At 43.4% G+C, this 12,836-nt stretch carries 10 protein-coding genes; 4 read left to right on the top strand and 6 right to left on the bottom strand.

What is annotated here, in order from left to right:
- Positions 1-164: 164 nt before the first annotated feature.
- Positions 165-1,217, bottom strand: coding sequence for an outer membrane protein Omp38 (omp38, locus tag FTT87_RS11550; protein WP_180044211.1), 1,053 nt, complete (start codon positions 1,215-1,217; stop codon positions 165-167).
- A gap of 374 nt (positions 1,218-1,591) precedes the next feature.
- Between omp38 and FTT87_RS11545 the strand changes: the two genes are divergently transcribed.
- The 3 genes from FTT87_RS11545 to FTT87_RS11535 all read left to right on the top strand — a co-directional run bounded on the left by FTT87_RS11545 (position 1,592) and on the right by FTT87_RS11535 (position 4,059).
- Positions 1,592-2,113 carry a GspH/FimT family pseudopilin gene (locus tag FTT87_RS11545; protein ID WP_180044212.1) on the top strand — a complete coding sequence of 174 codons (522 nt, stop codon included), beginning with the start codon at positions 1,592-1,594 and terminating at the stop codon, positions 2,111-2,113.
- Between the two features lie 116 nt (positions 2,114-2,229).
- The gene (locus tag FTT87_RS11540) at positions 2,230-3,405 is read left to right on the top strand and encodes a thiolase family protein (RefSeq protein ID WP_180044214.1); all 1,176 of its coding nucleotides are present in this window, start codon (positions 2,230-2,232) and stop codon (positions 3,403-3,405) included.
- A 204-nt stretch (positions 3,406-3,609) separates the two neighbouring features.
- Positions 3,610-4,059, top strand: a complete 450-nt coding sequence (locus FTT87_RS11535) for a VOC family protein (protein ID WP_180044217.1) — start codon at positions 3,610-3,612, stop codon at positions 4,057-4,059.
- A gap of 72 nt (positions 4,060-4,131) precedes the next feature.
- Here FTT87_RS11535 and FTT87_RS11530 read toward each other — a convergent pair whose 3' ends face one another.
- The 5 genes from FTT87_RS11530 to FTT87_RS11510 form a co-directional block, all read right to left on the bottom strand.
- Entirely contained in the window at positions 4,132-4,617 is a 486-nt protein-coding gene (locus tag FTT87_RS11530) for a DUF934 domain-containing protein (RefSeq protein WP_180044219.1), read from the bottom strand.
- Positions 4,610-6,253 (bottom strand): nitrite/sulfite reductase, encoded by a 1,644-nt coding sequence (locus tag FTT87_RS11525; RefSeq protein WP_180044221.1) that lies wholly within the window; start codon positions 6,251-6,253, stop codon positions 4,610-4,612. Before FTT87_RS11525 ends, FTT87_RS11530 begins: the two co-directional genes overlap by 8 nt.
- Positions 6,254-6,507: 254 nt before the next feature.
- Positions 6,508-8,910, bottom strand: coding sequence for a glucose/quinate/shikimate family membrane-bound PQQ-dependent dehydrogenase (locus FTT87_RS11520; RefSeq protein WP_180174891.1), 2,403 nt, complete (start codon positions 8,908-8,910; stop codon positions 6,508-6,510).
- Between the two features lie 163 nt (positions 8,911-9,073).
- The gene (locus FTT87_RS11515; protein ID WP_218954205.1) at positions 9,074-10,312 is read right to left on the bottom strand and encodes a carbohydrate porin; all 1,239 of its coding nucleotides are present in this window, start codon (positions 10,310-10,312) and stop codon (positions 9,074-9,076) included.
- A gap of 161 nt (positions 10,313-10,473) precedes the next feature.
- On the bottom strand, positions 10,474-11,592 hold the full coding sequence (locus FTT87_RS11510) for a CaiB/BaiF CoA-transferase family protein (RefSeq protein ID WP_180174889.1): 1,119 nt from the start codon (positions 11,590-11,592) through the stop codon (positions 10,474-10,476).
- Positions 11,593-11,809: 217 nt separating this feature from the next.
- Between FTT87_RS11510 and FTT87_RS11505 the strand changes: the two genes are divergently transcribed.
- Positions 11,810-12,820 carry an AraC family transcriptional regulator gene (locus tag FTT87_RS11505; protein WP_086195699.1) on the top strand — a complete coding sequence of 337 codons (1,011 nt, stop codon included), beginning with the start codon at positions 11,810-11,812 and terminating at the stop codon, positions 12,818-12,820.
- Positions 12,821-12,836 lie beyond the last annotated feature (16 nt).

Genomic DNA, 12,836 nt, shown 5'->3' with positions numbered 1-12,836 from the left:
ATAATTCAAGTGAATTTGTTTGAAAGAAGAACTTTAAAAGCTTTATTTTCACCCGATAAAATACCCATAAAACAAGAGGAAGCTCAAATGAGCTTCCTCTTGTGAAAAATTGTGGGACAGCAATGGCCCTAAGGCTGCTTTTTTTAGATTAGATCAATAATTAATTATTGAGCTTGAGCAGGTTCTGCAACAACAGTACGGCTACCAGAAATAGTCGCGAATACACGACGGTTCATAGCACGGCCTTCTTTAGTGTTGTTGTCAGCAATCGGTTGATCCCAAGCGAAACCTTGAGTAGACAAACGAGCTGGATCTACATTGTATTCATTTACAAGTGAAGATTTAACAGAGTTAGCACGAGCTAAAGATAAACGTTCGTTCAATGCACGTGGACCAGTGTTATCTGTGTGACCTTCGATGCGAGCAGTAGCGTTTGGATATTCAACTAACTTCTCGGCAACTTTAGCGATTTCTGGTTTGTATTGGTCTTTGATGTTTGATTTGTTTGTATCAAAGAACACACGAAGTTCCATGTTAAGGTCTTCAGTCAACTCTTGTGGAGCTGGTTGAACTGGAGCTACAGGCTCAACTGGAGCAACTTCAACTACAGGAGCAGCAGGTTTCAAGTGACCGCCAAGAACTACGTTAAGGCCAGCTAAAGCTGTATAGTTCCAGAAATCTTCATCGATGTTATAAGTAGCACGAGCTTCAGTACGTAGAGATAAAGCATCGTTTAAGCGCCAGAAAGCACCTAGACCTGCGTTACCTAAAGTACCTTCTTCAGACTCACCATCTGCAATTGAACCTGCAGCTTTATATTTGTAATGACCAGCACCTAAAAGTACATATGGCTTGATTTTGCTGTCATAGTTTTTAGTGATCAAATCAGAAGTAGCATAGAAGTTACCATTGATTTGAGTCTGCTTATATTCTGCACCTGCAGGTACGCCAAGGCCTTCTACATCACCTTTCACTTGGTTATATTCAGCTTCAAAACCTAACCATGGAGTAAGTTCTACACCCAATGCAGCTCCAACGAATAAATCGTCTTGTAGCTCACCATCAGTAGAGTCCATCAAGTGGTCTTTAGCACCATTGTTGTGTTGAGTGTCTTGGAAAGTATAACCAAGCATTAATGGAGTAACAGTTACGCCTGCGTTTGCAGCTGCTAAAGGAGCAGCTACGAGCATTGCCAATGCAATACGACTCATTTTCATGGATTTATCCTCCAGAGATAACAATTGTTGTTCAAGCTCAAGCCTAGAATTTGGCTATTTCTGAGATAGGCTTTCTTATACCCCAGTTTTATTCTTAAGCTATTCACAGTGAATCATACAAACACTTTATTTTTTTTCCAAGTGCTTGATAACTTTAATCAAGTAAATTATTGACAAAATTACTTACAATTTCCGTTGTAATTCGGTAATTTTTTACTCAATTTATTCTTATGAATAGCTTATTGTCACTTGCAAATTATTTTAACAGCTTTCTTAAAAGTTGAGTAATAAATATTACCCGCAAAAAAACAATTAAAAAACAAAACACTAATAACACAAATAATTAAAAAAAATATATTACAGGATCACTTTAAATGCTTTTTCAAAACAAAAATGGTTTCACGTTAGTTGAGCTCATCGTTACTTTGGCTATTTTTGCCATTCTGGCGACCATTGCTTTACCTTATTTTCAAGACATAAAAGCCAAACAGGAAGTCAATACCACTACCAATAAACTGATTTCAACGATTCAATTAGCTAAATCGCATGCATCTATTTATCATAGCAATGTGGTGATATGTCCAAGTCAAAATAAAGTGAATTGTCAAACAAACCAATGGACTACCGGTTTACTGGTTTTTCTCGACAGCAATAAAAATAGGCAAATTGATACGAGTGAAAAAATTATTTATACAGAATCTACCGATTTAAAATATGGGCGCTTAGACTGGAAAGGAACTTTGAATGTTCCCAGCTTAACTTTTCAAGCGGAAAATGGCTTGCCCATAGGTTCAAATGGCAGTTTTTATTACTGTTCAATAGTTTCTGATCATCACCAGAAACTGGTTCTGAGTGCGATGGGACATATGCGGATAGAAAACCTATCGAGCTGCTAAAAAACTTATCAGTCTAAAGACATCCTACAATCTTTGTTTATTCCAGCTCATTTTTCAATATACTGCTTAAGCTTGGAAAGTAATTCCCTAAAAAAATCAATCTCGGAGAAAGAACAATGACAGACATCGTAATCGTAAATGGGGCACGTACTGCAATGGGCGGCTTCCAAGGTAGCTTGGCCAGTGTAACAGCCCCAGAACTTGGAGCAGCATGTATCAAAGAAGCGATTGCACGTGCTGGATTACAAGCAACCGATGTCGAAGAAGTCATTATGGGCTGCGTGTTGCCTGCCAGCTTAAAACAAGGACCAGCTCGCCAGGCAATGCGTCAAGCTGGACTACCCGATTCAACTGGCGCAGTCACCATCAATAAGCTGTGTGGTTCTGGCATGAAAGCCGTGATGCAAGCGGCTGATATGATTAAAGCCGGCTCTGCTGAAATTGTGGTTGCAGGCGGTATGGAATCCATGACTAATGCACCTTATGTATTGCCTAAGGCACGTGGTGGTTTGCGCATGGGTCATGGTGAAATTAAAGACCATATGTTCTTGGATGGTCTTGAAGATGCAGAAACAGGCCGTTTAATGGGTTCATTTGCACAAGACATGGCAAATACCCGTGGCTATACGCGTGAACAAATGGATGACTTTGCGATTCGCTCTTTAGAACGTGCACAAAAAGCCGTGAATGAAGGTTACTTTGCCGATGAAATCGTGCCTGTAACCGTATCGAGCCGCAAAGGCGATATAGTGGTTGATAAAGATGAACAACCGTTCAATGCCAATATTGCAAAAATTCCAGCACTTCGCCCTGCATTTGCCAAAGACGGCACCATTACTGCAGCGAATGCCAGCTCGATTTCAGACGGTGCATCTGCATTGGTATTAACATCGGCGGATAATGCAGCAGCAAAAGGTTTAAAACCTCTGGCTAAAATTGTGGCCTATGCTACAAATTCTCAACATCCATCTGAGTTCACCATTGCTCCGGTCGGTGCCATTCAGAAAGTTTTAAATAAAACCGGTTGGGATGCTCAAGACGTCGATCTTTGGGAGATTAACGAAGCTTTTGCCATGGTGACCATGTGTCCAATGGATGACTTCAAACTTGATCCAGCTAAGGTCAACATCAATGGTGGTGCTTGTGCCCTTGGTCATCCGGTTGGCTCTAGCGGTTCGCGTATTATCTTGACGCTCATTCATGCTTTAAAACGTACTGGTGGTAAAAAAGGGATTGCTACCCTGTGTATTGGTGGTGGTGAAGCAACTGCTGTAGCGATTGAGCTTTTGTAAAAAATTTCCCTTCGTTAAAGAGAAAATCAAGTATATTCCCCCTCTCTCTAACTCTCTCCCTTAGGGAGAGAGTTAGAGAGAGAAGATAAAAAAATCCCTCTGTTGAGGGATTTTTTATGCTTACACTTTTTTATATTTTCATCATCTAAATTTAAGCTTAAGCCTGCTAGATTAGAAGCATCAAAACAACAACAAAGGCTTTTCATGCAACTTAATCATTATCTTAATTTCCAAGGCGAAACCGAAGCAGCATTTAACTTTTATAAATCTGTTTTTGGTGGCGAGTTTTCCAATCTGACCCGTTATGGTGAATTGCCAGCGCAAGAAGGTGTCACGCTATCTGAGGCAGATAAAAATCTTATTCTGCATGTATCCTTACCGATTAATGCATTTACGGAATTGATGGGATCTGATGCCAATGATCAATTCTGTGCGCAGACCAATAGCATTTTCACGCCAGGTAATAATCACTATATTTCAATTAATCTGAATGCCCATGAGCAGGCAGAAGCACAACGCTTATTTGATGCTTTATCTGTGAATGGACAAATAGAAATGCCTTTAGAAAAGACATTTTGGGGAGCGCTCTATGGCACATTTACCGATCAGTTTGGGATTAAATGGATGGTCAATTGCCAATTAGAAGCCATGTAATCACGGTTTTTTATTTAAACATACATAAAAAAGCCGGAATCAATCCGGCTTTTTAACATTTGCTTAAAACAATCAAGCACCTGTTTGATAATGTGCTTTTGGCACTGCAGTTGAAGCTTGATAAGGATTGGTGAAATCACCCAAACCTGCAGCAGCTTCAGCAATATCTTTACCTTCTTTAATCACGAAAGTATCGAAACCTGAGCGCTTCATATAGTTCAACACGTCTTTAAATACATCACCAGTAGCCCGTAACTCACCTGCAAAACCTTGACGACGTAACAATGCAGCGAATGAATAGCCACGACCATCGTTAAAGCCTGCAAATTCGATAAAGATTGCATCTAACTGGTCAAGCGGAAACTCATGCGTTTCAGGAGAGGCATCTACAGTAATGTAAAGTGCTTTTTTACCTGAAATATTGGCAATCTGGTCTAACTGTTCAACCGTTAAAACCACGTCACCCTGTGGTAATACGTCATCTTCACCAATTAATTGATACGTATTGTCTGCAATCGTGCCATCTTTAGAGAGCACTTGTAGTGCGGTATTAAGCATATGCACGCTCCTTAAATGGTTGAATGCCAACACGGCGGTAAGTATCAATAAACTCTTCACCGTCATTTCGAAGGTCAAGATAGGTATTTAGAATTTCTTCCACTACATCTGGAATACGGTCTGCTGCAAATGATGGCCCAAGGATGTCACCAATTGAAGCATCGTGGTCGGCATTACCACCAAGCGTGATTTGGTAGAACTCTGCACCTTTTTTGTCTACACCCAAAATACCGATATTACCAACATGGTGGTGACCACAGGCATTCATACAACCTGAAATGTTGAGATCCAGTTTACCTAAGTTGTAAATAGTATCCAGATCATCAAAACGGCGTGAAATCGCTTCAGAAATTGGAATGGATTTCGCATTCGCCAATGAACAGAAATCACCGCCCGGGCAGCAGATGATGTCAGTAATGAAACCAATATGCGCACGAGCCAGATTGTGCTGATCAAGGATCTGCCATAATTCAAACAGGTCTTTTTGCGGTACATCGACCAAGGCAATGTTTTGTTCGTGGGTGGTACGGAACTCGCCGAAGGTGTACTTGTCTGCAAGATCTGCAATCAGGTTCATCTCTTCAACAGTCATATCACCAGGAGCAATACCGGCACGTTTCAGAGAAATCGTGACGATACGATAACCTTTTACTTTATGTGCATTGGTGTTGATGTTGAACCACTGCTTAAACTTCGGATGCGCAGCAAACTGCTCAGCAAAGTCTTCATCGGCATAATCTTGGTAAGCAAATGGCGTGAAATTCTCATCCATTTTCGCCAAGGTATCTGCATCGATTTTTAGAGTCTTGATGGTATGTGCAAATTCAGCTTCAACTTTTTCTGCAAATACGGCTGGTGTTAACGCTTTTACTAAAATCTTGATACGGGCTTTGTATTTGTTGTCACGACGACCATGCAAGTTATAGACACGCAGTACCGCTTCCAAATACGCAATCAAATCTTCACGTGGCAGGAAGTCACGGATAAAGCTACCAATCACCGGGGTACGACCCAAGCCACCACCGACTTTGATTTTATAGCCGATCTCACCTGCTTCATTACGCACGATGTATACACCAATGTCGTGGAATGACGTTGCCGCACGGTCAGTTTCTTCTAATGCAGAAACCGCAATTTTGAACTTACGTGGCAAGAAGGCAAATTCCGGGTGGAAAGTTGACCACTGACGGATCAATTCACAGGTCGGACGTGGATCTGCAATTTCACCGGCAACCACCCCGGCATACTGGTCAGTCGTGGTATTACGGATACAGTTACCAGAAGTCTGGATGGCATGCATTTGTACAGATGCCAGCTCTTGCAGCATGTCCGGTACATTTTCTAGTGCAGGCCAGTTAAACTGAATGTTTTGACGTGTTGATACGTGTGCATAACCACGGTCATAGTCTTGAGCCAATTGCGCAATTTTACGCAATTGTTTTGAATTCATCAGACCGTAAGGCACTGCAACACGCAACATTGGCGCATAACGTTGTACATAAAGGCCGTTTTGCAGACGAAGCGGACGATATTCATCTTCCGTCAATTTACCGGCTAAATAACGTTCCGTTTGGTCACGGAATTGTGCAACACGTTCATTGACCAGTTGCTGGTCAAAATCAGTATATAAATACATGGCGTACAGCTAGTAGTTTCTATTATAACGGCGGACAGCATAACGAGATTTGATCTATCAACAAAATGCGTTTTTTACATATTTCATAGCGATTTTATTGATAAGTGTGTCTAAGCTGCACGGATATACAGCCTTTCAGCCTTTTTTGATTCATTTTCCATGATATTGCTTATTTTATTTATTCCTTAGCATTTATTTTCATAAAAAAGCCCGACGAATCGGACTTTTAAAATTTAACCGAATAAATAGGTAGCTTATTTTTTATCGGGTAAGGCATAAGCCACGATAGAGTCGCCCATTTTGGTGCCAAATGAACCATGACCACCGGCCATAATGACTACATATTGTTTACCATTGGCTTCATATGTCATTGGCGTTGCCTGACCACCCGCCGGTAGACGGCCTTTCCAAAGCTCATCACCATTGGTGACATTAATGGCACGGATATAATTGTCTTGGGTTGCACCCAAAAACATCAGATTACCTGCAGTCGAGATTGGACCGCCCAGCATTGGCACCCCCATTTTAAATGGCGGTAATGGAATACCCTGCATACTGTCACGAATGGTACCGATCCGGCGTTTCCAGGCCACTTCATGGGTGTTTAAATCGACACCCGCCACATAGCCCCAAGCCGGCTGTTTACATGGCAGTCCGAAAGGTGAAAGGAAGGCACTGATTTCTACCCCATAAGGTACACCGTACATGGGCTGAACACCTTGTTCAGTCCCCGCGCCTTTGGCTGTTTGCTTACGGTTCGGATCTTCAGGGATCAGTCTGGACACAAATGGCAAGCCAATCGGGTTCATTACTGCAATTTGACGGTCGGGGTTGACCGACATACCTCCCCATTCAAACACGCCCAGGTTACCCGGGAACACCAGCGTGCCATTTTCTGAAGGCGGCGTGTAAATCCCTTCATAATTCAATTTCTTGAACGCTACACGGCAGATTAACTGGTCAAACATGGTGGCACCCCACATCTGCTTGTCGGTTAATTTTTCTTTAGGCGCCAGGTCAAAATCAGAGAATGGTTGAGTTGGTGAATAACGTTCGCCTTTGGTTTGTGCGCCGCGTTTTACCGTTTGCGGCACCGGCCTCTCTGTAATCGGAACGATTGCCTTACCCGTACGACGGTCCAGCACAAAAGCATTCCCTGTTTTCGTCAGCACATAGATTGCAGGAACAAGATTGCCAGATTTATCTTTAATGTCCGCTAAAGTCGGCTGCGCTGGTACATCCATATCCCATAAGTCATGATGGGTGGTTTGGAAATTCCAGACCAGCTTACCGGTAGATGCATTTAAAGCCAGCATGGAGTTGGCATAGCGTTCATCCAGTTCGGTACGGTGCCCGCCATAAATATCTGGCGTACCGACACCTGTAGGTACATAGACCATATCCAGTTTCGCGTCATAGGCCAAAGGTGCCCAGGCATTGGGGGAGTTATGAACAAATTTCTGGCCTGGCGCAGGAATGGCATTTGGATCTTCAGCACCAGTATCAAATACCCACAGCAGTTCACCGGTATTGATGTCATAACCGCGGATCACACCCGATGGCTCTTCAGTCGAATAGTTATCGGTGGTTGAACCGCCAATAATAATGGTTGTACCTGTAACCACTGGCGGAGAGGTCGGGATATAACCACCCGGGTATGGGAATGGCATGTCTTTTTGCAGATCGACTTCGCCATTTTTACCAAAGTCAGTACACGCCTTGCCCGTGTCTGCATTGATCGCGACAAGACGGCCATCATTCACCGGCAAAATCACTTTCTTAGGGCACTCGGCTGAAGCCGTTGTTTTGGCAGCCAGACTGGCTTCGAAGCCCGCCGTGTTATTGGCGTCATAATAAGACACACCACGGCAAGTTAAATGTTGATAGGTATTATCAGCACGTAATTTAGGGTCATAAGTCCATTTTGCTTGACCTGTTGCCGGATCAAGTGCGGTCAATTTCTGGTGAGTTGTACAAATGTACATATTGTCACCCACTTTAATCGGCGTGACCTGATTGGTGGTTTCACCCGAGTCATTTTCAGTTTCGAATTCACCAGTGTGATATTCCCAGGCCACTTGCAAGTCTTTTACGTTTTCAGAATTAATTTGCTTTAACGGAGAATAGCGTAAACCGGACTGTGTCCTGCCATACGCCGGCCAGTCACCATCTTCAATCCCCGGAATAGGCTGTGATGTTGCAGGCTGTTTAGTGCTTAACTCGCCACGAATTTCCTGTGGATCATTAAATACCGAGTAAATCATCACGGCAATGGTGATTACCAATGTGCCTGCAAGAACCAGTTGTGCACCTTTTGGATGTTCAAATCCGCGAGTCACCGCAGGAATAAGTAATAAAAGACCAAATAGTCCTAAAATGTCCAGACGAGGTGTCAGCGCAAAGAAGTCAGAACCCACTTCCCAAAGCCCCCACACCACAGTCCCTAATAGCAGCGCCGCGTAAATCAGCAGTGCCGAGCTTTTTAATTTGTGTAATAAAACTGCAGTTGCAATGAAGAATAGACCTGCGATGATGTAGTACCAAGACCCACCAAGCACTGCAAGATATATTCCTCCAATCAGCAGCACTAAACCGAAAATGATGGCCACAACAGCCAAAATCGTTTTTAGCCCTGAACCTGAAGATGGAGTACTCATATTGACCACCTATTTTTAGAATTCTTTTAAAGCTCATACCTAAAGTTAAATATGAGCACCTTTTTAATTTTTAGATTTTAAATATCTGGATTAAACCGATCTGCAAAAGAAAGTTGTGCTCCAAGCATCGAATGATAAAACCCAAGTACTTACCATCTAGAAACTAGAATGCTGTTTGTAACTTAATACCGCCAACCCAAGCATTCTCGCCATTTTTATATGCACCAACCTGATGGATATATTGAATATTTGGACGGATAGTGAGCGAGTTTGTTGCATGAATACCATAGTAAATTTCCGTATCGTATTCTTCGCTCTGTAGGCCACGGGCATCCAAACTGTTATTGCGAATGTTCGCATCATTGACATCGTCATTGATCTTGATACGGGCTATACCGATCGCAATCTCGTCCTGAGGACGAAAGTCCATTAAACCTTTATAAACCAGACCCATATTTTGCATGTCACTGACTTTGTTTGTGTCACGATCATGTAAAGTTAAGTTTACAAAAGCACTCAGACCGCGAGATGAATCACCGTTATGTGCAGTCAGTTGCTGTTTGGCCACAACCCAGACACCTTGTTTGTGCTCAGTTTTAGATGCTTCTTTTATTTCTGCAGCATCGGCGCTGCTGTAGTAATAACCTGCACGATATTCACCCGGAAGTTTTGCCGCGCCGAGTTTCGGCGTCCAAACCACTTCAGCAGGAATAATCGCACCATGAGAACCATCGGTACTTAAATTGAAGCCTTTGCCTCGTTCAAGGTTTTCAGGGTTATATTCATAAGCACCGACTTGGGCATAGACGTCAGGAGTGAAGTTATATTTCGCTCGGGCAGCCCATTGACTCACTGGCCAGTTGTACCACTGATCACCGACCCAGTTCCCCACTTGAGAACCGCAAAGCGCCAGATTCTGAAAATCACAATCGAAACTGTTGAAATCTTCACCCTCACCAAAGCGCCCCACTTTGAGATCCAGTTTTTGTTCCAGGAATTTTTTCTTGATCCAGAAGTCCATTAAACGCCAGGTTTGCCCACGGCCCCAAACTTCTTGTACCGAACTGAGATGACCATTTAAGGCAGCTGAACTATTCGACAGACTACGGCCATTACGTTCGGTCACGGTTATTTGCGCTTCAGTGTCTTGCCAGCCTAGAATTCTGTTTAAATCGAAGTGGACACCGATTGCAAACTGATCTGCGTATTCAGTGCCATGACTGGAATAATGATCTGAGTCCAGTAGAGTCGCAACTTCGCCGGTATAACCCAGACTGAAGTCATAACCTTTTTGTTGTAATGCTATACGTTGACCATTCCAGTCACGAAACATCCACTGGCTTTTTGAATCAAATGTATTGCCTGCATTTGCGGGATTTAATACAGCGCTGAGAGAGGTCAGGCTCACACCAACACCGAACGTGCTCCATAACTTCTTCACAGCTGCTCACCTTTATATTATTTTTTTCTAATATTGATGCTACTCCTGTTTTTTATTTAACATTGGGCGCAAATTGTGAATACATTGTTTTTCAATGTTAATGTTTTTAATCCATGTGAAAACTACCAGTTTCCGGCGCCTAAATGCTGCCCGATATATAAATATTCTGCCTTAGAGCGGGAAAATTTAATCGGACAGGCCAACTGGGTTTCCGTCTGCTTGCTGTCCGGAGCCAGCGGCACGTCTATTGCCCATTTTCGTTCTTGAGCCAAACGAGAATCCAAGGCTTCATCCAGAGTTAAAACAGGCTCTACACACACATCCTGATCGGTAAAGATCACTTGCCACTCTTGCCAAGTTTTCGATTGAATCTTTTCCTGAAGCGCCCGCTTGACGACTTGCTGATCTGCCGGGTCAAACGAAGCCCCTTTTTCACCAAGGATGGGAAGATCCAAAATGTGTGCCAAGCCCGACATAAACTGTGGCTCCAAACTCCCAATCGATAAATAACGGCCATCCTGAGTCTGGTAATAGTCATAAAAACTGCCGCCATTTAAATACGACTGTTCGGGAAATTGTTTGGTATTTCCTGCCAATGTGGCAGCCGCTGCCATATTATTTAAAGTGGCTACACAATCGGTCATCGAAATATCAATATATTGTCCCAAACCGCTGTGCTCACGTTCCACCACGGCAGCCAAAATCCCAATGACAGCATGTAAGGAGCCTCCAGCCACATCGGCGACCTGTATCCCCAATGCCGGTGGTCCACCCTCTTGCCGGCCACTATGTCCAGCAATTCCGGACAAGGCCAAATAATTTATATCGTGTCCGGCCTTATCTTTATAACTTCCGGTCTGTCCATAGCCAGTAATGGAGCAATAAATCAGTCGAGGGTTCAATGCTGCAAGCGTGGCGTAGTCCAGGCCCAGGCGCTGCATCACCCCCGGCCGAAACTGCTCGACCACAATATCGTATTCAGTAATCTTCTGTTTAATCAGTTCAATGTTGTGCGGATCTTTTAAATCCAGAGCAACCGACTGTTTATTACGGTTTAAATAACTGTGCGCTGTTGCCTGTCCATGGGCATAAGGCGGCAATAACCGAATCAGGTCTGGCCGTGTAGGTGATTCAATGTGGATCACTTCTGCACCGAGGTCTGCCAGATACAAAGTGGCAAATGGACCCGGGAGTAAAGTTGAAAAATCAAGTACTTTTAATCCTTTTAAAGCCGTAGTCATGTCCGTTTTTTCTCTTTTTATGTTGATTTTATATGCATATTAGAAATATAAAACTCATAAAACAATGTCATGTTCAGCCATTTACCTTGATCATTTCGGCAATTTAAGATGTAAATAGGGTGCAACAACTATTGTAAATTGCCACCCAAACAATTTTTAGCGTCATTTAGGTCAACTGCAAGTGAATATAAAAGAGAAAGAGACTGAAGGATTTAATATGAGTCGCGATACGATTAGTATCCACTTCGTCAATGCGGCTTTAACCGGCGTAAAACGTCTGGGCATGGATGTCGAAACTTTATTGTCACATGTCGGCATTGAAGCGGAATTATTACGTCAACCTAAAGCCCGTATTTCTCCGGAACAATATACCCGATTTATTCAAATGCTCTGGATGGTGACCCAGGACGAACATGTCGGCTTTGATATACAGCCACGTCGTCTGGGCACTTTTGCCATTATGTGTCAGTTGATTATTCATGCGAAAACGCTAGGAGATGCCTTAGAGCTTTCTTCCCAGTTCTATAAACTGTTTGGCGATGAATGGTCTGTGACTCTGGAACGTGACAAACACGAAGCGCGCCTGGTTCCGCTTATTCCTAAAAGCATGGATCCCGATCACTTCATTACCGAAAGCATGCTGATGATCTGGCACGGTCTGGCCTCTTGGCTCATCGAACGCCGTCTGCCACTCGAACGCGTTCATTTTGGCTATCCACGTCCTGCACATGCCGATGAATATGATGCCCTGTTCTTCGCACCGGTGATGCAATTCGATGCGCCACGTACCGAAATTACCTTTGCCGCAGACTATCTGGATCTTCCGCTGCGTCAAAATGAAGAAACGCTGGAAGAATTCCTCAAAGCTGCACCTGCACAGTTGCTGGTTAAATTCAAAAACACCAACTCGCTGACTTCTCGTATCCGTGAAGTGTTAAAGAGCCAGATTGGTGAAGAAATGCCAACACTCAACGATGTCGCTTCGATGTTGTATCTTTCTCCTCAAACTTTGCGTCGCCGTCTGGCTGCGGAAGGCAAAAGCTATCAGGGCGTGAAAGATGCCTTGCGCCGTGATGCCGCCATTCATCTGCTGCTAAATCCAGGTTTGACCCTCGAAGATGTCGCACAGCAGGTCGGTTTTAGTGAAACCAGTACCTTCCACCGTGCCTTTAAAAAATGGACCGGCGTAACACCAGGGTTATATCGCCAGTTGCACGGTTATCACTGATCACAACCGATCTTTT

It is taken from the genome of Acinetobacter sp. YH01022 (genome assembly GCF_013420235.1).
In the GTDB taxonomy this organism is placed as follows: domain Bacteria; phylum Pseudomonadota; class Gammaproteobacteria; order Pseudomonadales; family Moraxellaceae; genus Acinetobacter.
The sequence above is the reverse complement of the archived record's forward strand: the minus strand, read 5'-3'. Positions and strand labels throughout refer to the sequence as shown.